General features: G+C 34.1%; 18 protein-coding genes. 10 read left to right on the forward strand and 8 right to left on the reverse strand.

From position 1 onward, the window contains the following. Positions 1–41 precede the first annotated feature (41 nt). The 8 genes from AB4865_RS06250 to AB4865_RS06285 all read right to left on the reverse strand — a co-directional run bounded on the left by AB4865_RS06250 (position 42) and on the right by AB4865_RS06285 (position 12,303). Complete coding sequence (locus AB4865_RS06250; RefSeq protein WP_372474861.1) at positions 42–542, reverse strand: hypothetical protein; 501 nt, start codon at positions 540–542, stop codon at positions 42–44. Beyond that, positions 511–1,401 carry an RHS repeat domain-containing protein gene (locus AB4865_RS06255; RefSeq protein WP_372474862.1) on the reverse strand — a complete coding sequence of 297 codons (891 nt, stop codon included), beginning with the start codon at positions 1,399–1,401 and terminating at the stop codon, positions 511–513. The genes AB4865_RS06250 and AB4865_RS06255 overlap by 32 nt, the downstream gene beginning before the upstream one ends. A gap of 139 nt (positions 1,402–1,540) precedes the next feature. Then, positions 1,541–2,569, reverse strand: a complete 1,029-nt coding sequence (locus AB4865_RS06260; protein ID WP_372474863.1) for a hypothetical protein — start codon at positions 2,567–2,569, stop codon at positions 1,541–1,543. A gap of 3 nt (positions 2,570–2,572) precedes the next feature. Beyond that, positions 2,573–6,022 carry a DUF6443 domain-containing protein gene (locus tag AB4865_RS06265; protein ID WP_372474864.1) on the reverse strand — a complete coding sequence of 1,150 codons (3,450 nt, stop codon included), beginning with the start codon at positions 6,020–6,022 and terminating at the stop codon, positions 2,573–2,575. Positions 6,023–6,121: 99 nt separating this feature from the next. Then, entirely contained in the window at positions 6,122–8,917 is a 2,796-nt protein-coding gene (locus tag AB4865_RS06270; RefSeq protein WP_372472429.1) for a hypothetical protein, read from the reverse strand. Between the two features lie 240 nt (positions 8,918–9,157). Further along, positions 9,158–10,672 carry a T9SS type A sorting domain-containing protein gene (locus AB4865_RS06275; protein ID WP_372472430.1) on the reverse strand — a complete coding sequence of 505 codons (1,515 nt, stop codon included), beginning with the start codon at positions 10,670–10,672 and terminating at the stop codon, positions 9,158–9,160. Between the two features lie 86 nt (positions 10,673–10,758). Next, positions 10,759–11,643: an NAD kinase gene (locus AB4865_RS06280; RefSeq protein WP_372472431.1), complete on the reverse strand. Its 885-nt coding sequence runs from the start codon at positions 11,641–11,643 to the stop codon at positions 10,759–10,761. 3 nt (positions 11,644–11,646) lie between these two features. Further along, entirely contained in the window at positions 11,647–12,303 is a 657-nt protein-coding gene (locus AB4865_RS06285; RefSeq protein WP_372472432.1) for a CBS domain-containing protein, read from the reverse strand. 88 nt (positions 12,304–12,391) lie between these two features. Here AB4865_RS06285 and AB4865_RS06290 point away from each other — a divergent pair, with 88 nt between their 5' ends. From AB4865_RS06290 to AB4865_RS06335, 10 genes are all read left to right on the forward strand, one after another. Then, entirely contained in the window at positions 12,392–13,105 is a 714-nt protein-coding gene (locus AB4865_RS06290; RefSeq protein WP_372472433.1) for a pyridoxine 5'-phosphate synthase, read from the forward strand. Between the two features lies 1 nt (position 13,106). Continuing rightward, positions 13,107–13,868: an alpha/beta fold hydrolase gene (locus tag AB4865_RS06295; protein WP_372472434.1), complete on the forward strand. Its 762-nt coding sequence runs from the start codon at positions 13,107–13,109 to the stop codon at positions 13,866–13,868. 28 nt (positions 13,869–13,896) lie between these two features. Beyond that, positions 13,897–16,230, forward strand: a complete 2,334-nt coding sequence (locus AB4865_RS06300) for an ATP-dependent helicase (RefSeq protein ID WP_372472435.1) — start codon at positions 13,897–13,899, stop codon at positions 16,228–16,230. Positions 16,231–16,462: 232 nt separating this feature from the next. Further along, a complete protein-coding gene (locus AB4865_RS06305; RefSeq protein WP_372472436.1) occupies positions 16,463–16,636 on the forward strand; it encodes a hypothetical protein in 174 nt (57 codons plus the stop codon). Between the two features lie 96 nt (positions 16,637–16,732). After that, positions 16,733–17,512 (forward strand): DUF4339 domain-containing protein, encoded by a 780-nt coding sequence (locus AB4865_RS06310; protein ID WP_372472437.1) that lies wholly within the window; start codon positions 16,733–16,735, stop codon positions 17,510–17,512. 13 nt (positions 17,513–17,525) lie between these two features. Next, positions 17,526–18,146, forward strand: a complete 621-nt coding sequence (locus AB4865_RS06315) for an L-threonylcarbamoyladenylate synthase (RefSeq protein ID WP_372472438.1) — start codon at positions 17,526–17,528, stop codon at positions 18,144–18,146. A 36-nt stretch (positions 18,147–18,182) separates the two neighbouring features. Beyond that, on the forward strand, positions 18,183–18,575 hold the full coding sequence (gene rbfA / locus AB4865_RS06320; RefSeq protein WP_372472439.1) for a 30S ribosome-binding factor RbfA: 393 nt from the start codon (positions 18,183–18,185) through the stop codon (positions 18,573–18,575). 237 nt (positions 18,576–18,812) lie between these two features. Continuing rightward, positions 18,813–20,021: an ABC transporter permease gene (locus AB4865_RS06325; RefSeq protein WP_372472440.1), complete on the forward strand. Its 1,209-nt coding sequence runs from the start codon at positions 18,813–18,815 to the stop codon at positions 20,019–20,021. A 413-nt stretch (positions 20,022–20,434) separates the two neighbouring features. Then, the gene (locus AB4865_RS06330; protein ID WP_372472441.1) at positions 20,435–20,767 is read left to right on the forward strand and encodes a MerR family transcriptional regulator; all 333 of its coding nucleotides are present in this window, start codon (positions 20,435–20,437) and stop codon (positions 20,765–20,767) included. A 14-nt stretch (positions 20,768–20,781) separates the two neighbouring features. Then, positions 20,782–21,366, forward strand: a complete 585-nt coding sequence (locus tag AB4865_RS06335) for a LemA family protein (protein WP_372472442.1) — start codon at positions 20,782–20,784, stop codon at positions 21,364–21,366. Positions 21,367–21,629 lie beyond the last annotated feature (263 nt).

Here is a 21,629-nt window from a genome sequence, read left to right on the forward strand (position 1 = left end):
CAAAAGATTAAAAACAATTCTGTCATTTATAAATAGAATTATTAATCAATATATAAAGATGAATCTCTCTTTTTCAACTCCTTTAATATGTCTTTTAATTCTATTTCTAATTCAGATGAAGATACTGATTCAACAAAACATTTCATATCAATAGAGTAATATTCATTTTTTTCCAAATTATCTGAATAATATTTTACAAAAATATAATAACTATGCCATTCTTCACATTCTAAATTATCTGTAAAACAGGTAGATTTTTTTATACTTTCAAAAAAATTTACTTTAGATGGTAAATTTATTTCAGAAACGATTTTTCCATTAATTAATTTATAAATATCATATTTACCCTCATTATAGGATAAAATAAATGAATAGTTTGCAATTTCATAACTTACAACAATAATATTTTTATTTTTTTTATAAATCTTTTCTGATAGAAAAAATGTCTTTTTTTCATTTTTTTGAATTTTTCGATTAACTGAACAAGCTAAAAAAAGAAATATAAAAGAACTAATGATTGTAAATTTTAAGTAATGTGTCATATTTAATTGTTAAATAACTTCCGTTTTGATTATAAAATTGTACTTTTCTGTCTAATAAACCTATTACAAATGCAGTCCCTGTAAATCCACCATTCACATATCGATTCATATTCGGTACATCTCCTTTAAGACCATTTATATTACTTGGAGTTGAGTATCCTATTTTATAACCACCTGGTAATTTAACAATAGGGTGTGTATGCCACATATATTCAATATTTCTTAAATTTACATTCATTCTTCTACCTTGAAAGAAAAAAGGTTTTATACTCATATAATATAAAAATCCATTTGATGTTTCTTCTCTTTTAAGAGGAGCTCCCGGATCCCATCTATTTACAATGTTTGACCCAAAATTCACATGTCCCCCTTGTTCTAGACCTGATTCTGTAGTTTGATTTACTGAAGTAATAATTTCTTTTAGAATATCATTATTTGGAATACTTGCAGCATTTTCACCTAATGGTATTTCCCCATTATAATATTCTCCATTACTTGTAGCTTTTTTCACTTCTTTTTCGATGTCTCCTGTAACCACATATCTTTTTCCATCATCTTTTCCATCACTTCCAATCTTGTTTCCATCTCTATCATAATAATCCCCAAAATTAAAAAACTCAAATGAAGCCCCAGTCATCGATAAATCTCTTCCATAACTATCTGTTGGAAAGGCTTGCATTCCATCTGGGTCGATAAAGAAAACTGGATTGTTGTAGGCGTAATTGTACGATGTCCATCGCTTAGAGTTTTCCGCCAACGGATCTACATTTAGCCACCTACCAATGGCTGGGTCGTAGTTTCGGGCGTGGAAGTCGTATAGGTTTAAGCCTGGATTGTGGTAGTTATCTTGCCTTAACATTTTTCGTTTTATTTATTTTTCCTAAACACCAACATAAGTGTAAATATACAGAATTTGGAGGAAATATCAGTCACTAATTACAAATCCGTGCCATCGGGGAAACGCCAGGCTTACAGCTTGGCGTTTTTTTGTTATAAATCTATAAATTTGCTTTTGCAAGTATACCATTACCTAAATTTCCTACAAAAAGACTGTCTTTGTAAAAAATATATGGAGGCACTAATGTTCCTTTCTCTAAATTTAACTCATTAAATACTTTGCCTGCGTCTTTTGAGTAAATAACACTTTTTCGTGTCCCTCCAAAACCTCCAAGCATACTTTCGTCAACTTTATACGTTATAAGCCCTATTAAATCTTTATATACATAAAATCCATCATCTGATATGTTGTCTATATTATCCATTAGGGTTGTAAATGAATTTTTACGATATTGGACAAGATTAATTTTACCTTCAGTAGTTCCTTGTAAAAAATAGAACGTTACACTATCTGAAATTCTAAAATCAAGATTTAACTTTTTATCTGTAGAGAATATTATTTTTTTTGTCTCTAATGATGCATCAAGTTCTTCCAATTGCGTAATACCTCCTTTTTCAGAGAGCTTGTATATCTTTTCTCCAAACAACTGATAAGAGCTATTTGTGGATTTTTCAGTTAGTTTTATTTTTTCATTACCCTGAACTTTATAAAGGCTATAACCATCATAAAATAAATTTTGCACTGCATCATACCAAACTATATGATTCTCGTGTTCAAAAAGTTTGGTGATAATCCCTGACGAATATTTATAAAATGTATCTGATTTTCCATAATTAAGATCACGAGTAAAAAAGCATATGGAAGTATTATCCATCTGTGGTAAAAATCTAGCTGAATTTACCTCATTAAATTCTGTTATAAATTCTAGTTTATCATAAGATTCATTTATTCCTTTTGAAAATAATTTGACTTTAACATCAGTTTCTATGTACCTGTCTTTAGGTTCAGAATACACATATGTAGATTTATTCGTCAAGATATAAAACTCATCATCTATAACAAAAAAATCTTCAAAACTACCATTCTCTTTTACAAATATTTCAACATTTTCATAAATCATTTTATCATTTTTTTCTTCAGAACAAGAAATACTTGTTATTAAACACATTAACAAAATCAGCTGTTTCATAAATCAGAAAATTTTAGGGATAATTTGCCTTACTTGTCTCATACCATCAGGACTTGTTAAATCTTTTAAATCCGGAGTAGTCCCAATTTTGAATTTATCTGAAAATGGTAAATTCTTCAGTAATCCACCTTTTATATAAGACGGAACGTGAGTATCAAAAGCTTTTGTTCTGAAAGCATCATTATTACTTTGAATATAAGAGTCATTCTTTATAAAATTTTCCATTTGTTTTTGTAGCTCTGTAACAGTCTGATCTATCCATTTTTTACCTGCATCAGATAATTCGTTTCTTAATTCTTTAGTGAACTTATTGGCATACTTATGACCATATGACAAATAATAATCTGGTGGAGTTGTGCCATATGATTCAATATGAGCTTTATACCGTTGCTCATAATAACTCGCATCACCTGTAGGTGCTATTGCAACTTTTTGAGAATAATCCGGATTAGGATTTGCATTAACTAACTCCCAAGAGTTATTTTTTGTAAAAGTCCAATCATTACCAAAAGCATCTGTTTGTTTTGCTCCATAATTGTATGTAAATATAGGTTTTGAGGATTCTAATTTGGCAGCAAAAGTAACATCTTTTATTGGAGGTGCACAAGGGACGTATTCTCCATTACTAGCTCGTGTATAACATCTTCCGTCTGGATCAACAAAATTAACAGGATTATTACCTGTATATATGTATGGACTTTCGTTAGGATAATTCTCCGCCAGCGGATCTACATTCAACCATCGCCCTATCGCTGCATCATAATTCCTTGCATGAAAATCGTACAAATTCAATCCTAACTCGTCGTTCCATTCTTTGCCTCCAAATTTGTATTTTTCTGCGGCAATGCTTTTATTTACATTGGTGATTTCATTATATCCTTGGTGTTTTAAACCGAATGGGTAGTAATTACTCTCCTCAAGAATTTCACTTGCTGGTTCAATAACTCCATTGTCATTTACATCGGCGTAACTCAAACGGATATTACCCAAATGGTCTTTGTACTGATAGACATACAAAAATGCTCCGTTATGTGGTTTTACATAGCCTTCTGGCTGTGCGAAAAACTGCAATATGCCGTTTTCGTATTGAAACTCTCCGAAATAATCGGTGATTACAACTGCTCCTTGGTTGGGTTGTATGCGTTTTTGTATTCTTTTGCCTGTGGCGTCGTAAAGATAATAAATTTTTCCTTGTGGCAACTGTATCTCTACAGGTTGGTTTAAATGATTGTATTTGATGTTTGATATCCCCTTGTTCCAATCCGTGAGAATATTTCCAAACGAATCGTAATGGTAATCATTGTCTGTATTTGTGCCGTCTGCAAACCCTGTGCTGTCGCCTGTATTGTCCGTTACTTTTTGCAACTGATTGCCTTGATAGGTATAAGACAAATCGTCAATTTCGTGAGCGAGGTTGCTCAAGTTGGTGTTGCGTTTTAGCGATAATATATTACCATTTTTGTCGTAAGTTAGAGCTTCGTTGTAAAAATTGTTTACAACGGTGTTGGCTCCTGTTTTGGTAAAACTCATCGCTTTTTCCAATCTGTTGAGTGGGTCGTACAAATAGTTGTATCCTCGGGTAATATTGTCTTGCTTGGTGGTGTAGTTCAAGCTCGATATATTTCCATTATACAAAGGTTTGTGCGTGTCTTGGTTGTATTTCAATTCATAGACAAACAAATCATTAGGCGAACGGTCTTTGTTGATATGCGTTAGCCAATTGCGAATGTTGTAGGTATAATCTACCGTCTGCAATGTACCTTGCAATCCGCCTACTTTTTTTTGTACCAATACGCCCAGTGGGTCATAACTGAGTGTTTGTATTTTTTCCGTTCTCGTGCCTATGGTTTGCGTATGCGATAGCATACGATCTCTGCGGTCGTATGAAAAATTATCGGTATAGCTCAACACGGGCGAACTGCTGTTGTATTTGGTTATGGTTACCACTTGGGTCGGCATTCCTGTAAAGGTCAATCGGCTGTCTTTTTGTGTAAAACCCCCCAAATGATTGCTCTCAAAACTGCGAATCGGTCGGTATTTGTGGTCGTACAAGGTATAAGACAAATTGCCGTGGGTTTCGTTGCTTTGGGTAAGTACGCGTGTCCAAGTTCCCGTTGGTTGCCCTTTTACTGCTGTGTTGGTTGCCTGATTTTCTATGGCAGGAAAGGCGGTAGGGGCATTCGGATACTGATAATTGTCGTAATAATTTACACTCAACAGTCGAAACTGCGTCGGAAAACTCACATTGGTATAATGCACCGAAATACCGTCTATGGTGTTGGATTGGATTTTCTTTTCTACGGAAAAGGTATTTTGCGACAAGGCGTGTCTTGTGGCAGAAGAAAATGTGGTTGCAGGATAAAATCCTGTATATACCACTCGCCCAAAGGCATCGTATTTCGACACCAGCCAACCTTTGCTGTTTTGCCCCCAAGGGTCGTAAACCGGTCCTGACAATACCACACGGTCGGCTTTGTCATAAATGAGATATTCCCACTCTTTTTGTGGGAGTTTTTTCTCTACCAATCGCTTTTTTGCATCGTAATGGTATTGGTAACACAATTGGTCTAACACCTCTTGAGACACCGCACCATTTGCCAACGGAGGCAACACAAATGCCAACAAATTTTGCTCGTTGTAAATATAGTAAGTATCGTGGAAAACACCTTTGCTAAAAGTGCGTTTTAGTACGATATTGCCTTCAGCATCTTTAAATTCTATCAGTGTGTTGTGCAATCCGTCGCCCGATTTCCAATTTTCGGTTTTGGTAGTGGTTTTGGTAAGCGTATGGGCAGGATAAAAACCATTGGCTGTTACCGTATTTTTATACACACCATGAGCAAAAGTAGTCTGTACGAAGTATCTTTTTACTTCGTTTGCTGCATTAAATCCGTATTGGTTTCGTTCGGTGTTGCGTTGGTTTTCAGCGGCGTAATCCATACCCCAATCTGCACCAGGAAAGGCAGTTTCCAATTCTCTTCGCCTTGTCGAACGCTCAACCTTATGCTCTACAAAAGGATTGGGCGTGTGTTCATAATAAGGCGTGTTGTAAAAAGTTAAAGTCTTGGACTGGGCGTTTTCTATGAAATTGGCGTGATAAGTTGTTTGTGTAATTGTACCTCCAAATCTTATATTCGGCACCACGGTTACTACTTTATCCTCTTGTGTAAAAGGCAAATACTCTTTTACTTGTCCCAAATCTTTTTGGTATTCGATATGGGTAACTATGTTTTTAGCTTCCTCTGGCGAACTGTTTTTATCAACTATTTGTATCGGTCGTCCTAATCCATCGAAATAGGTAGTGGTTTCTATATGAGGACTTACACTTCCAAAGATTTGAAAGCTAAGAGGAAGTTCCCGTCTTATAGTTTCTTTTACATAGTTTTTGTTGGTGGTTTGCCCAAATAGTCCACTTGTAAACAAACTAAGTATAATGAGTAGTAGGTTTTTCATGATTGATTTAATTAAAACATCAATAATATCTGTGTTATCTGCTAAAATCAAAGTAAGCGTAACGAAGATAAATTAAAAAATCTGCGTGAAACATTTCTTCTAATTTGTAAGATTGTAATCATATTCTTTTAGAATTTCCCTTTGATGATTTTTTATGGTTTTCAATCTTTGGAATTTATCATATTCATAATAAGTCGATTTACCATTTTCATCGATGATTTCCGAAATACCAATCAACGGTTTGTAGATATAACAAGTAACCATTGCATTTGGCACAATAGTATGCAAATTTGCCAAAATGTTTTTCAACTGTGTTTCGTTGTAATTTGTGTTCAAATTTCCGTTGGCTAAAAGCTGATTTGAACGGTTATTGATTTGATTTATAGCCGAAACAATGCTCAGATTACTTGTAAAATCTGTATAGGAAAGATTGACCAATTTGGCGACAATCTTGGTTTTGTTATACCCCCAAATGTAGCAGGTAGAAACACCATCTGGAGTAATGGTTTGTACCAAATTTCCTTGAGCATCGTATCGATTAATTGTTCCTATTGGTTCCAACGCAGGTACTTCTGGAGTTTTGAAATCCGAACGCAACAAATCTCCTTTTGCGTTGTACGAATGCTGTACTTCTTCTTTCAACTGATTGTTGATATAGTTTTTATCAACCCTTTTAACCATTCGTTTATTAGACAATTGTTGATAACTATGTTCTACTTTGGTATTTTTCCCTAAATTATTGGTCGAACTCTGCGAGATCAATTGACGATGATTTACATCAAAGTTCTGCACAGTAGTAGCTGTAGTAAAATTGTCTTGTTCATAGTGTTTTTTATCAACAGTCTGTTGAGTCAATATATCCTGCTTTCCAACGGTTGTATAAACTCTACTGTAATGAGTTTCTTCAATCAAATTGGATTGAGTATCATACACTTTATTCCATTTTGGGAGCATATTTTTTCTGTACCAAAAAGACTGTAACCAATGTACATTGTTGAAATTCGTTACTACCTTTCCAATGTTTCTTTTGGTTGTGGTTACTTGCTCGTACAACAATTTCTTTTTATAAAAACTATCCGACAAAGGATCGTTTTCATATTGTAATCTTCCTGTCGTACTCAAAATATCATTTTCATTGTGGTAATCAAAACTCAACAATTGCTCAGCTAAATTTGCAGTATTATTGGCTTCCAAATAAGTATTAGCAACATTTGTTATAAAATGACCAATGCGTTTGATGCGTACGCCATGACCATATTCAAATTTTTCCATAGCATGAGCTGGTTTTGGTTTTATAGCCAAAACGGTAATTGTAGGTACACTAAATGTATGGGTTGGCCCTGTGATTTCAAAAACACCCCATCTGCCTTGTAAATATAGTTCGTTCAGACGATAATCGTGTTTACAAAAGTTTTCTAATTTTAAACCATGATTAGCCCATAAACTACTTAAATGTTGCCCATTATGAAACAAAGAATAACTCCCTGAGTTATAAGATAATTTAATATACAATTTTTCATATCCTTGTGGAACTTGAAAAGTGTATTTCAATGTATTAGGGTTGAAAGTTGGAGTGATAGTAAGGTATTCTTTATTGAAAATATTCCACTGTGAATAACTTGAACTCTGAAAAGTATTGGGTTCAAATTGATACAGTGTATAACCTCCCGTAGGATATTTCACTTTTTGCAGGGTCATATATTTTGCTATATTTGAAAAAGTAGTGAAATCACTATAGCAATCTTTCAAAGTTAAAAATCCGTCTTTTATAGTAACTTTCGTAGCATTCAAATGAGGTTGATAATAGCTCAATTCGTAATTTTCTGATTTGGATTTGTCATTATTAAACGATTTGATTTTGTTGAGATATAATTTTATAAAATGATTTCTTCCATTATCCATAGACAAACTAATCTTTTGATAATCAAATTCAATCGTTTTTACAAGATTATTTCTTACATCTTTGATTTCAATAGATTTAGTATAGGAATTGGTTAGATTTTTAAAATTTGTACCTACTATATTAGTAAAAGAAATTTTACCAATATTGTTTACAGAAATGTTTTTGATATATGCTACAGTTGAAAATCCCATTGAAACATTTTCATATTCAATCTCGAAAAGCGTTTTATTGTTATGGTCTTGCACTTTCTTTAAATACCACATAGAAGTATAAGCTGGGCCATTCAATTCTTCAACAGTGTAATCATCTACAGGAGTGTTGGGATTATAATTGGGATTGTGTATCGAATTTTCTGGAAAAGGATTAGGAGTAGATCTGAAATATTTATTTTCATCCCTTACTCCTTCATCTTCAAAGTAATATGTATATCCATTTTTATCCTTTACGGTTATCAATTGAATTTTTCTAATAGATTGATTGTAATCAACTGTAATAGACACAAAATCATTGTTTTGTAACAATTCAGCGACTAACACATTGTTTACCTTTGAGAGTTTAAATTTCCCTTCCAATCCCAAAATATTGAAAGTATATACATCATAACCTATTTCATTACTCATATTGGAATGGTTTGCGTAAAAATAAGATTCGTCTGGTACGAGATAGTTCATACCAGGTACAGCATTAATTCTTGATACTTTTCTCGAAATTGTACCCAGCATAGTCAAATTCCACGCATCTCCAAACTGACTTCCCATAGATTCGGTAGAAAGTCCACCTATAAGGTTGTACTGCAATGAAAGGTCAATATTCATATCGCCTTGCGTTTTTATTTGATGCAATGGGATTTTTACATCAGGCACTCCCGTTGCCGATGCGGTTGGTATCTCGGTAAAATCTACCATAGAGTTGATTTTAAACGGTGCAGGTGTATCTTGTGCCGATGCAAATTGCATCAAAAACAATAAAATAAAAAGGACTGTTTTTTTCATGACTTATTTTTAATTTGTGTTTCACGCAGATTTTACTTTTAAATTAGTTACGCTTATTTTATTTTAGCAGATGACACAGATTTTTTTGATTTACCAAAAAATGTAATCTGCCAGAAACTTAAAAAAAGCGTAGCGTCTCTGTTATCTTTATAAGCGTAGCGTCTTTGTTTCTCGGTGGTAAAAAGAAAAAAAACTGTGATAATCTGTGGAATTTGCGTGAGAATAAAATCTACGAGTTTTTTATTTTCTTATTACTTTGACTGAACCGTTAAACACATCAGTCTTTATATTTACAATATAAGCACCTGTGGGATAAGATGATAAATTTACAGGAACTAAATCGTACTGTATTGGTTCTGTATGCAAAAGTCGCCCACTGACATCATACACATTCACTTCGCCTTTTTCGTATTTGTGATTGACGATGATTTCTGTCCAATTTTCTGTTGGGTTGGGATAGGCTTCCAATTCTATTTCATTTGCTTTTGTTTTTTCTTTTGAGTGCAATTTCACGACCCAATAATCATCTCTACCAAACGAAGTTTTCTTATAGGTTACGTTTTTATCATCGGAATGCCCAGCCAATACAATTCCGCCATCTTTGGTAACAAGGGCATTTCTCAACACATCGTTTCCAGTGGTCGAAATTTCCTTTTCCCAAGTTTTTTCGCCATTCCAATCAATGGTAAATGCCAAAAAATTCTTTGTATTTTCTTTGAAATCTTGTTTGTATCCTGTCAATAAAAATTCGTTGTTTTGGGTAAATTTGGTAGAAGTTAAAAATTCATTTCCTCCAAAATTATATGAAAATTGTTGAACAGGTGTAAAGCGTTCGTCTGTTTTGACAATCATTACATCATTCTGATTTTCTGAAGAATAAGTTGTTATAGAAATCAAATAGCTATTGGTGTTTTTGTGATAAATGATTTCATTGAGGATATCATCTTGTTCTTCTCCAAATACAAATTGCTCCAATAAGTTTCCGTTTTCATCAATTTTTATAATCCAAAAATCGTATCCACCATTGTTATCTTGCGTTTTGTTGCCCGATTGTGGCGAATTGGAATTTCCACCAATGATGTATCCGTTTTCGGTAGGAATAGCTGTAACAGGTTCGTCATTGTAACTACCTCCGTAAGTCTGTTCCCAAAGAATGGTTCCTTTAGCGTCAATTTTCAAAATCCAAAAATCAAGACCACCAAACCCATTTTGTTTTTTAAACGAATGAGCCTCAGAATTGGAAGTTGCTAAAATCAAAAACTCACCTTTTGGAAGAGGTACAACCTTAATTAATTCATCATTTCCAGTTCCACCGTAACTTTTTTCCCATTCCAATTCACCTTTCGCATTGATTTTTACCAACCAAAGGTCGTTTTTTCCAAAATTTGGAGAAGATTTATCTCCACTTTTAGCAGAATTGGAGTAACCACCCAACAAATAGCCCATATCGTTGGTTTTGGCGATACTTTTTAATAAATCTGCACCATCACCACCAAAAGAAATCTGCCATTCTTGTTCGCCTTCGCTGTCTATTTTCCACAAAAAATAATCTAAATTTCCTTTGTTGGTACTGTTCTTATTACCACTTTTGATAGAAAGGGAACTCCCCGCAAGTAGAAAACCATTGTCTAAAGTGGCAGTTGCATCAAATAAGTAATCTGAATAGATTCCACCGATTGTTTTTTGCCATAAAACTTCCTGAGAATGTGTTGTAATACAAACAACTAACGATAAAAATACTGTGAGTTTTTTCATTGTAAAAGTTTTTTACAAAGATACTGATTATAAAAAAAACAAAAACCATTTTAGCTTCTGAGGTACATTGTTTTATTATTGAAAAATTAATTTCTCTTGTCTTCTCCCCACAATAGTTTGTTTCTCAGGGTTTTTACAAAGGTTACAGATGGGAATTCGACTAAGTTTACCGTGTGGTTGGAAAGCGAAATTTCGATTTCTTCTGCTGTGGAAATCGTAGCGGTATCCGAATCCATCGAAAGTAAAAATTGTTGTTCTCGACTTTCTACTTTCATACGTATTTTGCTTCTATCGCTGATAATCAACGGTCTTGTGGTGAGATTGTGTGGTGCAATGGGTGTGATAACCAAGCAGTTGGAATTTGGTGCAATGATAGGTTCACCACAACTCAAATTGTATCCTGTCGAACCAGTTGGGGTAGAAATAATGATGCCGTCTGCCCAATAGGTTGCCAAAAATTCGTTGTCGATATAGGTATCGATAGTAATCATCGATGTCGTGTTTTTTCGAGCCAAAGTAATTTCGTTTAAGGCAAAGTTTACCTTAAAATTAGTAACATCTACCGTCGGATTGTCCACTTTCAACAAAGTACGACGTGACAAAGTAAATTGATTGGTAAACAACAATGGAATCAGAAAATCAATGGCACTTTCTTGTACATTTGCCAAAAATCCCAATCGACCTGTATTTACACCAACCAATGGAATGTTTTTGTTTTTTACAAAATTAGCGGCACGCAACATGGTACCATCTCCCCCAATACTTATGAAAAAATGTGTAGTTTCGTCCAAATCATCATACGTAGAAAAAACAGAAAAATCTTCAGTCAATACATGATTTTCTTTCAATAATTGATAAAATTCGGCTTCAAATGCAATCATTCCACCGTTTTTCTTAATAGCCTTGATCAACTTATTGACGATCTTGTGGTAATGAGGTTTATAATTTTGTGCGTAAATAGCAAATTTCATAGATTAGATATTTAGGTATTTGTCAAAATATTCTGAATGGTCTTTCAATTCTTCAGCTAATAAATCTTCGCTGTGTTTGGATACGATTTCATAGTCAAATCTCCTAAAAGTTTGAATGATATCGTTGATGTTCAGAGCATTGAATTTTAGAGAAATTTCTGTTCGCATCGCATTGATTTCTGTGATAAAAACTCCTAACAATTTTCCGTTGCCATTTTCCACAATTCTCGCTACTTCGCCCAAGGAATAATTGGGGGTAGGAGTGGAGATAATCAACGAGCAACCTTCTTCTTTGAACATAGGGATTTGCATTGTGATTTTGCTCATATCTTTTAGCAAAATACAACCTAAAAATTTATTGTTAAAACTCAAAACGGGCAAAATATTCGCATCGTTTTTATAAAAATTTTCATACAACTGCATTCCATTAAAATCTTCTCTAATAAAAAATGGCTGTAATAGGTATAAATGTTCTAAAATAGTATCGTTTTCATTAATTGAAAATAAGTCTTCTAAGTAAATCATTCCCCAAAAAATACCATGATATTGAATGGGATAATGCGATACTTCTAATGATTGCATAATATCAATCAATTGTTTTACAGAAGTTTTTGCTTCTAAACTGCTAATTTCTTTTCTAATTAATTTGTTTGAAAACATAAATGTCTATTTTTTTTGTGCAATTATATCAAAAATAAAGCCTAAATATAGTTATTACTTTGTAATTTTGTTTTTAAAATGCAAAAATATGACAAAACTATCAGTAAATATAAATAAAATTGCCACATTACGCAATTCCCGTGGTGGAAATGTTCCTAATTTGTTGCAAGTAGCGACTGATGCTCAGAGATTTGGGGCAGACGGAATCACTGTGCATCCAAGACCAGACGAGAGACACATTCGCTATCAAGATGCCAGAGATTTGCCGTCGGTAATCACAACCGAATACAATATTGAAGGAAATCCTATGGATCAATTTCTTGACTTGGTGTTTGAATGTATGCCTACACAGGTTACTTTAGTACCTGATGCTGTGGATGCTTTGACCTCAAATGCGGGGTGGGATACGGTAAAACATAAAGATTTTCTTACCGAAGTCATCACTGAATGTAAAGCAAAAGGTATCCGTACATCGATTTTCGTAGATCCCGTTTTGGAAATGATAGAAGGGGCAAAAGTGGTAGGTGCCGATCGCATCGAATTATATACCGAAGAATTTGCTCATCAATACGGTTTGGGCAACGAAAAAGCGATTGAACCTTATGTGAAATCAGCTGTTTTGGCAAACGAATTAGGTTTGGGAATCAACGCAGGACATGATTTGAGCCTACAAAACATCGAATTTTTTCAAAAAAATATTCCTAATTTGTTGGAAGTTTCGATAGGTCATGCCCTAATTGCAGAGTCGATTTATTTGGGATTGGAAAATGTAATTTGTATGTATAAACAAAAATTGAGATAAGATGATTTACGGAAGAGTAGAAGGTGAAGGAACGCCATTTATTTTTATTCACGGATATTTGGGAATGTCTGACAATTGGAAAAGTTTTGGAACAGAAATGGCAAATCGTGGGTTTCAATCTCATTTGATAGATATGCGAAATCACGGTCGCAGTTTTCATTCGATGGAATTTTCTTATGAAATTATGGCAGATGATGTAAAGGGATATTGTGATGCTAATGATTTGAAAAACATTGTTTTATTAGGACATTCTATGGGTGGAAAAGTAGCAATGTTGTTTGCTACAAAATATCCAGAATACATTAAAAAATTAATTGTAGTAGATATTGCACCAAAATATTATGCTCCTCATCATCAGGAAATTATGAAAGCATTGAATGCAGTGCAATTTTATGAGGGAATTACAAGAAATGAAATTCAAGACACCATTTCATCTTATATCAAAGAGTCAGGAGTGGTTCAATTTTTAATGAAAAATGTGTATCGAGTAACACCTGAGCAATTGGGCTTTCGATTCCATTTAGAAGCATTTAATGCCGATGATACTTCCATAGGAAAAGCCTTGGATAGCGAGGCAACATTTGATGGTGATGTTTTGTTTATCAGAGGTGCATTGTCAAAATATGTTTTGAATGAAGATTGGGAAAGCATTCTACATCATTTTCCACAGGCAAAATTAGCAACTATCGAAGGAGCAGGACATTGGGTACATGCCGACAAACCAAAAGAAATTACAGAAACAATTATTGATTTTGTAAAATAATCAGAAAAAATATTTAGGAAAAAATTCTATGCAACACTATATCGACCAATTAAACGAGGCTCAACGAGCTCCGGTTTTGCAAAAAGACGGGCCAATGATTGTCATTGCGGGTGCGGGTTCTGGTAAAACGCGTGTATTGACTATGCGTATTGCGTATTTGATGCATCAGGGAGTTGATGCATTTAATATCCTAGCTTTGACCTTTACTAATAAGGCGGCAAAAGAGATGAAAGAACGAATCGCTCACATCGTCGGTAGTGCTGAAGCAAAAAATCTATGGATGGGTACTTTTCACTCAGTTTTTGCAAGGATTTTGCGTGCAGAGTCAGATAAATTGGGCTATCCGTCCAATTTTACGATTTATGATTCACAGGATTCTCAACGATTGATTGGTCAGATTATTAAGGAAATGCAACTTGATAAAGATGTGTATAAACCCAAAGAAGTTGCCAATAGAATTTCGTCGTTTAAAAACGGAATGATTACCGTACATGTGTATTTCAATACACCCGAATTGATGGAGCAAGATGCCATGTCGAAAAAACCGAGAATTGGGGAAATTTATCAAGAATATGTGGCTCGTTGTTTCAAAGCTGGAGCTATGGATTTTGATGATTTATTATTGAAAACCAACGAATTGTTTGTGAGGTTTCCAGACGCATTGTTGAAATATCAATCGCGTTTTCAGTACATTTTGGTAGATGAGTATCAGGATACCAACAATTCGCAATACATGATTGTTCGTGCATTAGCAGATCGCTTTCAAAACATTTGTGTAGTGGGAGATGATGCACAGTCGATTTATGCGTTTCGTGGGGCGAATATCAACAATATTTTAAACTTTCAAAAGGATTTTGAAGGGGTAAAAACTTATCGTTTGGAGCAAAATTATCGTTCGTCGAAAAATATAGTAGAAGCAGCCAACACGGTGATAGACAAAAACAAAGTGAAATTGGACAAAGTGGTATGGACAGCCAATGACGATGGTCCAAAAATCAAAGTTCACCGTTCGTTGACCGATGCAGAAGAAGGTCGTTTTGTAGCATCGACGATATTTGAAGAAAAAATGACCAAGCAGATGAAAAACGGTGATTTTGCCATTTTGTACCGTACCAATGCACAATCTCGTGCTATGGAAGACGCTTTGCGAAAACGAGACATTCCGTATAGAATCTATGGAGGATTGTCGTTTTATCAACGCAAGGAAATCAAAGATGTATTGGCGTATTTGCGTATGGTCATCAATCCGAAAGATGAAGAAGCGTTGGTACGAATCATCAATTATCCAACCAGAGGAATAGGAACTACTACGGTAGAAAAACTCAATGTAGCTGCCAACCATTACAAGCGAAGTATTTTTGAGGTAATGGAACACATAGACAAAATAGATTTGAAATTGACCACTGGTACCAAAAATAAAATCAGTGATTTTGTTACGATGATTAAAAATTTTCAAGTCATCAATCAAAATCAAGATGCTTGGTATTTGACGGATTATATTTTGAAAAAAACGGGCTTGATTCAGGAGTTGAAAAAAGATGGAACACCCGAGGGAATTGCTCGTTTAGACAATATTGAAGAATTGCTCAATGGTATTAAAGATTTTACCGAAGGTCAAAAAGAAGTAGATGGAGCAAGAGGTGCTTTGTCAGAATTTCTCGAAGATGTGGCATTAGCGTCGGATTTAGACAATGACAAAGGAGACGACGACCGTGTGGCATTGATGACGATACACCTGGCAAAGGGATTGGAATTTCCTACGGTTTTTATCGTCGGAATGGAAGAAGATTTATTTCCAAGTAGTATGAGTGTCAATACCCGTTCGGAACTGGAAGAAGAGCGAAGATTGTTTTATGTAGCCCTTACTCGTGCCGAACATCAGGCGTATTTAACCTATTCGCAGTCTCGCTATCGTTGGGGAAAACTCATCGATTGCGACCCATCGCGTTTCATTCAAGAAATCGAACCACAATATTTGGAGTTTCTCACAGCACCTGAGACCAATTATCGTTATCAGTCGTCGTTGTCGCCAGATATTTTTGGCGATGTAGACAAATCTAAACTACGATTGACTAAACCAGTGGCAGGTACACCACCGAAATACACCACCGAAGACCGTGAAAGAGCCAGAGCTACTCACGATATTCGCAATTTGAAAAAGGTAAGTCAGGCTGTGAATAGCAATGCATCGGCAGAAAATCAGCAGTTGCAAATAGGTCAGTTTGTCAATCACAACCGCTTTGGTGTAGGAAAAATATTGAACATCGAAGGAGCAGGAGCTGACAAAAAAGCCACTATCGAATTTGAAACAGGTGGAGTAAAGACATTATTGCTTAGATTTGCTAAGTTTACGGTGTTGTAATGCTTTAGGCAGTCTCGCATTAGGTGGGACAGGGAGGTAAGAGGTATTTGACGCTACAAGGAGGTGTTGTTGTTTTACATAAAAACAACTCGTAGAGTTGAACTATGCTTAACCCAATGCGTCAGCTTTAGGGAGAAGATACAATATTTTCACATTCGCATAGAATGTACTTCTATGATAATAATAAATTTTAAAATCAAAATTTTGTCAATTTAGTAAAAAATCAAAAACTATGACTACAGTATATATTCAAAACAATGTAACAAATGATCAATATCAAAAAAATGTTCATTATATTCAATCATTGGGATTGGAAGTTAAAAATCCTGAATTAATGGAAGATGATACCGATTTGTCTTTAGAAGATTTGAAAAGAATTGAAATCTCAAAGCAACAAATAAAATAGGAAAAACTATAAAAAGTTTGGAAGTTCACCAAATAATGAAGGAAAGGCTATGCAAATAGAATGGTCAGAAGAAGCATTTCAAAGTTATCAAGAGACATGAAAATCTACTACTACGAACAAAACGGCAAACAACAAGGTCCCGTTGCTAAAGAAGATTTGAGAGGAAACATCCGCTCAACAACTTTGGTGTGGACAGAAGGAATGGCCGATTGGGTAGAAGCTAAGGAAATCGATGAATTGAAAGAATTGTTTTCTACTCCACCGCCCTTAAAAAATGGAAAATCAAAATCGAACATTCAAGTATTGTTTGAAAAAAATAAAAATTTGATAGTCATTTGTTCAACGATGGTAGTATTGTTTTTCATAGGAATAGCAATTTTTAATTCGACTACCAACGAAAATGAAATTCTGAAACGAAAACAACAAGATTTGATTAAAAGCAAATACGATTTAGTCAAAGAAAACGAAGAATTAATCGAACAAATTTCTGAAATCGACAAAGAAAAAGAAGAACAAGCCCGATTGGAAATCGAAACCAAAAGAGAAAAAGACTATGTAAAGAAGAATTGGCGAGACTACATTGAAACAGAATATGGCAGACCAGAAATTGATTTTACTTTTGGAGGAATATCTTCATTTTCGGTTTCTGCAACCAATAAAAGTAAATATTATTTCGACAAAGTAGTTTTTAATGTGATTTACATAAAAAAAGATGGTGATGTATATAAAAAAGAGAAAGTTACCTTAAAAAATATTCCACCACAAAGCACAGAAACAACTCAAACACCTAAAAGTAATAGAGGTACGAAAGTATTGGTTCAAATTTCTCAAGTGGTGTGTAAAGAAATAGAATTAGACGAAAAAATAATTCAATAAAGAACAAAAAGTTATGGCACAGTTTATAAAAATATACCCTGAAAATCCCAATCCAAAGGAAATCAAAAAAGTTGTAGATATACTCAAAGACGGTGGATTGATTATTTATCCAACCGATACTGTATATGGATTGGGGTGTGACATTACCAATACCAAGGCGTTGGAGCGATTGGCAAAACTAAAAGGAGTGAAATTAGAAAAGGCAAATTTCTCATTTGTTTGTTCCGATTTGAGCAATCTTTCAGATTATGTAAAGCAAATCGATACACAAACATTTAAGATATTGAAAAGAGCGTTACCAGGACCATATACATTCATTTTACCTGGAAATAACAATTTACCAAAGGAATTTAAAAAGCGTAAAACAGTGGGTATCCGTGTACCTGATCATTCGATTGCGATAGAAATCGTTAAACATTTAGGCAATCCTATTGTTTCAACATCTATTCACGATGAGGATGATATCATTGAATACACTACTGATCCTGAGTTGATTTTTGAAAAATGGCAAAAGTCTGTAGATGCAGTTATTGACGGAGGTATTGTAGGAAATGAAGCCTCGACGGTAATCGATTTGTCGGAATATGAACCAGTGGTGGTAAGAGAAGGAAAAGGGAATATCGATATATTGTAATTTTGGAATCAAATAATTAAAGCGTATTTTTGCGTTATGGAAACAAACAGACAGAAAAAAATGGGTGCTTTGTTGCAAGAAGAATTAGTGGATATCTTGCAAGGCGAAGTGCGTAAAAACGGAATATCAAACTTAATTATTTCAGTTTCAAAAGTATCGGTAACTACAGATTTGTCGATTGCCAAAGTGTATTTGAGTATTTTCCCAGCCGAAAAAGGAGGTGAATTGATCAAAGCCATTCAATCAAATGCACCGCTTATTAAACACGATTTGGCTCAACGCGTAAAAAATCAGTTGAGAAAAGTGCCTAATCTTTCGTTTTATATCGACGATTCGTTGGAATATATCGAAAAAATCGACGAAGCATTGAAAGGAACAGAAAACCCTATTGAAAATAGAGATTTATTGGTACGAAGAAAGAAAAAATAATCGCGTAGGGGCAAAAAATCTTTTGTCCTTTTATGTTATTCTTATTTTTTAATTCGATTTACACAAATGTTTTTTTGATAGATAAAAAATAAAATCTGTGATAATCAGCCTTAAATCGAAGGTTTAATCGTTTCTAAGAGCAGTTTTATGAGTAATTCTTTCGAAAAAAAATTGTGTGATCTCCGAAATCTGCGTGAGAACAGAATGTACGATTTGATATTTGTAATAATTTAAACCGTGATAAAACTCGTCTATTACATCGCAAAGCGATATGCGTTTAGCAAGAGCAAAACCAAGGGCATCAACATCATTACGACGATTTCCAGTTTGGGAATTGTCATGAGTACGATGGCGTTGTTTGTAGTTTTGTCGGTATTTAGCGGATTGGAATCACACATTCGTACGTTTACAGACGCACTCGATCCTGAATTGACGATTTTTCCCAAAAAGGGAAAAACGATTCAATTATCGCCTGAGAAATTACAACAAATCAATCAAATAAACGGAGTTCAACACACGGCTCAGGTAGTCGAAGAACGTGTAGTGTTTACCTACGGAGGCAAACAACAAGTAGCGACTATCAAGGCGGTAAGTGCTGGATATGATGAAGTATTTGGCGTCAGAAATTTTACAGATTACGACCAATGGATAGACCCTAATACCCACGAAGTGGTGTTAGATAAAAATCTGGTGTATCAATTGGGAATCGGTCAAAATCCTGAAGAAAACATCTTGGAAGTATTGGCGATGAAGCCAGGAAAAGGACTACTTGGTTCGGTTGAAGATGCTTATGTGAGTTTTCCGTTGTATCCTATAGATGTGTATATGGCAGAGGCGGCAGGTGATGGAAAAAGTTTTGTATTTGCCGATTTGGAAGTAGGGCAGAAATTATTGTCGCTCAACCAAAATCAATATTCAAAATTGGAACTAAAAATTGATGAAAATCAAAATTTAAAACCAATTATTCAGCAAATAGAAACTCATTTTCCCAATCAATTCGAAATAAAAACACGCGAACAACTCAATGATAGCTTGTACAAAATGCTAAAAACCGAAGCCTTGGCAGTGTATTTGGTATTTACTTTGGTAATTGTGATTACGCTATTTTGCCTATGTGGAGCGTTGATTATGATAATATTAGAAAAAAAGGAAGCGATAAAAACATTGAGTTACTTAGGATTTACCATACAAAATATCCGCAAGATATTTTTCTTACAAGGAATGATTATCACCGCCTTAGGAACATTGGTTGGACTGATTTTGGGTGTAATTATAGCCTTTTGTCAGAAACAATTTCAATGGATTATGGTCAATCCCACATTTGCCTATCCGATAGAATGGCGTTTTGAAAATGTAGCAACCGTACTTGCTACACTATTGATTTTGGGATTAATAGCTTGTTTGATTACTTCTTCGAGGATTCGTCGAGAGATGATTGAGAGGTAGAGGTTTGATTCTCAATATGAACAACAAATTTACCAATGGCATATCTCTTATGATAAGTAAAAAATATAACTATTGCGATTTTCAAAAAGAAAATCATAATAGTCTTTTTCATTTGATGTTTTCATTTGGATTTAATTCTTATTTATTATTATTTCGGTTGTTTGCAAAAGAAATTGCAATAAAACCCAACAAAAATAAAATAACTATTATTAAAGTCATCATTTTTACTTTTTTTGAAATTAAACAATTAACATAAGACAAAAATAATTATATCCATCGAATATAAATCAGTAATTCTTAAGTAATAATACCATTTGTATAATAAAAAGAAAAATTTTATCTTTATACCCTATTAAAGTCAATAGATTTATAGGTTTTAAACTTTGTACCTAATATTTTGTACAATAATTCGTATGAAAGAAAACACCTTACCAGAAAAAAGATATTATTCCATAGGCGAATTGGCTACTTATTTTCAAGTAAATGCTTCGTTGTTGCGTTTTTGGGAAAAGGAATTTGATATTTTAAAACCAAAGAAAAACGCTAAGGGAAATAGAATGTTTACACCGCAAGATGTAAAGCATTTGCACACTATTTTTTATTTGGTAAAAGAAAAAGGTTATACCCTCGATGGAGCGAAAGAATATTTGAAAAATTCGTCAAAAGAGCCTTTGACAATCCTTGAAATCATTCAGAAATTACAAAACATAAAACAACAATTAGTACAAATAAAAAACAATCTTTAAAAAAACAGACAAATATGAGAAAAGTATTACCAGCTATTGCCGTAGTAGGCGTATTGATTATTGCGATGTTTTTCGCATGGATGAATTTCAACAATACCGCTTTGAAATTAAACCAAGATACCGAGCGTACTTGGGCTGATGTAGAAACCGCTTATCAAAGAAGAAATGACCTAATTGGTAACTTGGTTAGCACTGTAAAAGGAGCGGCTGAGCATGAAAAATCGACTTTGGAAGCCGTGGTAAATGCAAGAGCAAAAGCAACACAAGTAACCGTAGACCCAACGAATATAACACCAGAGCAAATGCAACAATTCCAAGAAGCACAATCGGGAGTTTCGTCGGCTTTGAGTCGTTTGTTGGTTACGGTAGAAAATTACCCAACATTACAAGCAAATCAAAACTTTTTGAAATTGCAAGATGAATTGGCATCTACAGAAAATCAAATTCTTACAGCTCGTACACGATTTAATGCGACCGTTACAGAATACAACAATTATGTGATGAAAATGCCAAACAAATTGTTTTTAGGCAATTATCCTCAAAAAGCGTATTTTGCTTCGGAAAAAGGTGCTGAAAAAGCTCCAAAAGTAGAATTTTAATTCGATTTTACTCATATATTACACAGATTTATACACCTTTGGTGTAGATTTTTTAGCCACGAATTACACAGATTTTCATAAATTATTTTTTTTACAAATTACATAATTAGTGTTAAATTAATGCGTAAATTTTGGCGAAACCTTGGATCGTAAAATTTAATTCAAACAGTTGGAATAACCGTGTTTCGAAGCAACCCCTAAAAGCGGAAGCTTAAAATATCTGTGTCATCCGCTCGAATCAAAATAAACGCAAAGTAGATGAT

It is taken from the genome of Capnocytophaga sp. ARDL2, assembly GCF_041530365.1.
Taxonomy (GTDB): domain Bacteria; phylum Bacteroidota; class Bacteroidia; order Flavobacteriales; family Flavobacteriaceae; genus Flavobacterium.

Coding starts and splice junctions, on each gene's coding strand:
- AB4865_RS06280 (WP_372472431.1), bottom strand. CDS start 11,643: ATGAAATTTGCTATTTACGCACAAAATTATAAACCTCATTACCACAAG.
- AB4865_RS06335 (WP_372472442.1), top strand. CDS start 20,782: ATGAGAAAAGTATTACCAGCTATTGCCGTAGTAGGCGTATTGATTATT.
- AB4865_RS06255 (WP_372474862.1), bottom strand. CDS start 1,401: ATGTTAAGGCAAGATAACTACCACAATCCAGGCTTAAACCTATACGAC.
- AB4865_RS06265 (WP_372474864.1), bottom strand. CDS start 6,022: ATGAAAAACCTACTACTCATTATACTTAGTTTGTTTACAAGTGGACTA.
- AB4865_RS06310 (WP_372472437.1), top strand. CDS start 16,733: ATGAAAATCTACTACTACGAACAAAACGGCAAACAACAAGGTCCCGTT.
- AB4865_RS06290 (WP_372472433.1), top strand. CDS start 12,392: ATGACAAAACTATCAGTAAATATAAATAAAATTGCCACATTACGCAAT.
- AB4865_RS06285 (WP_372472432.1), bottom strand. CDS start 12,303: ATGTTTTCAAACAAATTAATTAGAAAAGAAATTAGCAGTTTAGAAGCA.
- AB4865_RS06260 (WP_372474863.1), bottom strand. CDS start 2,569: ATGAAACAGCTGATTTTGTTAATGTGTTTAATAACAAGTATTTCTTGT.
- AB4865_RS06300 (WP_372472435.1), top strand. CDS start 13,897: ATGCAACACTATATCGACCAATTAAACGAGGCTCAACGAGCTCCGGTT.
- AB4865_RS06305 (WP_372472436.1), top strand. CDS start 16,463: ATGACTACAGTATATATTCAAAACAATGTAACAAATGATCAATATCAA.
- AB4865_RS06330 (WP_372472441.1), top strand. CDS start 20,435: ATGAAAGAAAACACCTTACCAGAAAAAAGATATTATTCCATAGGCGAA.
- AB4865_RS06275 (WP_372472430.1), bottom strand. CDS start 10,672: ATGAAAAAACTCACAGTATTTTTATCGTTAGTTGTTTGTATTACAACA.
- AB4865_RS06270 (WP_372472429.1), bottom strand. CDS start 8,917: ATGAAAAAAACAGTCCTTTTTATTTTATTGTTTTTGATGCAATTTGCA.
- AB4865_RS06315 (WP_372472438.1), top strand. CDS start 17,526: ATGGCACAGTTTATAAAAATATACCCTGAAAATCCCAATCCAAAGGAA.
- rbfA (WP_372472439.1), top strand. CDS start 18,183: ATGGAAACAAACAGACAGAAAAAAATGGGTGCTTTGTTGCAAGAAGAA.
- AB4865_RS06295 (WP_372472434.1), top strand. CDS start 13,107: ATGATTTACGGAAGAGTAGAAGGTGAAGGAACGCCATTTATTTTTATT.
- AB4865_RS06250 (WP_372474861.1), bottom strand. CDS start 542: ATGACACATTACTTAAAATTTACAATCATTAGTTCTTTTATATTTCTT.